General features: G+C 56.5%; 1 protein-coding gene. It reads right to left on the minus strand.

The window, feature by feature from the left end; genetic code table 11:
- Positions 1–329 precede the first annotated feature (329 nt).
- Positions 330–1,268, minus strand: a 939-nt coding sequence (locus tag B3P58_RS20485; RefSeq protein WP_286720303.1) for a YeiH family protein, incomplete at its 5' end; no start/stop codon positions are given.

Genomic DNA, 1,268 nt, shown 5'->3' on the forward strand with positions numbered 1-1,268 from the left:
TTGTCGGCAAAGATAGCTGACATAGCTGATGGGTCCATCGGCATACCGTCCGGGCCCATCGGTGGTGCCGGAGGGTTTTTCAAGTCCGCTACCACGTTGTACCAGTGCTTCGGAATCTCGGTTTCCGGCAACAGAATTTTGGTTTGTTTCATTATTCTTGTCTCTGGATGTATATCTCTGGGCCTGCGCTCATTGCATGAGTGCGGCCGGTTAGCGATGAACAAGGTTTTTGTCAGAAGCGCGCAGGCGCGGGAAAAACCACAACCTAACAAAAAACTCAGCAAAACGCGGACTCTAGCGGATTACCGCTCCGGCCTCAATGACGCAGCTCAGGCCAGAACGAAAAGAGTATTCAGCCAGCCGCCACCAAGCAATAACAGTAACCAGAGTAAGAAGCCCAAGAATAATGGCCGGATTCCCGCAGCAACCATGCCCTGCCAGCGGGTATTCAGCCCAAGCGCCACCATCGCCAGCATCAGACACCAGGCCGAGGTGCTTGCAGCCAGCTCCGTCAGCCAGAGCGGTAACGGCAGTATGCTGTGGGCAATAATCACTGCGATAAAGCCCAGCACAAACCCTGGCACCGGCAAACGTTTGGGAGCGTCCGTGGCCTGCGGCTGAAGGTTCTTATCCATATCCGTGTCCGCCACAGGCCGGCGCAACAACCACTGTCCGAGCAGCAATAACGTCGGCGCCAGCAGCGCCACCCGCAACAGCTTCACAATCAGGGCGTTCTGCTGGGTTGCGCTATCGAGAGCATCGGTCGCCGCCACCGCCTGAGCGACTTCATGCACGGTGCTGCCGATGTACAAACCGGCAGTATTGCTGTCGAAACCGAACCACTGACACAACAACGGATACAACAACACACTTAACGTGCCGAATAACGCGACCAGAGCGACCGCAATCGCCAGATGCTGTTCTGGGTCATGCTCACCGGCATCCGCTTGTGTTCGCCTTCCCAGCAGCGGAGCTGTAGCCATAATGGCCGCCGCACCACAGACCGCACTGCCTACCGCAATTAAGATGCTCAGTTGCAATGGCAGCTTCAGCCAGCGCTGCCCCAGCCAGATCCCCGTAATAAGAACGCTGGCAATGGTCAGCACATCCACCAGCAATGCCTGCCAGCCAACACCCCACAACTGTTCCAGCGTCAGCTGAAAACCGAACAGCACAATGCCAGCCTTCAGCAGTGTTTGCTGGCAAAAGCGACGCAGAACCTGACCTCCGGTATCTGCAGCGTCAGCATTTCCCATAGGGTTATGGCC

The sequence above is a fragment of the Thalassolituus sp. UBA2009 genome, assembly GCF_002335285.1.
Classification (GTDB): domain Bacteria; phylum Pseudomonadota; class Gammaproteobacteria; order Pseudomonadales; family Oceanobacteraceae; genus Venatoribacter; species Venatoribacter alkanivorans.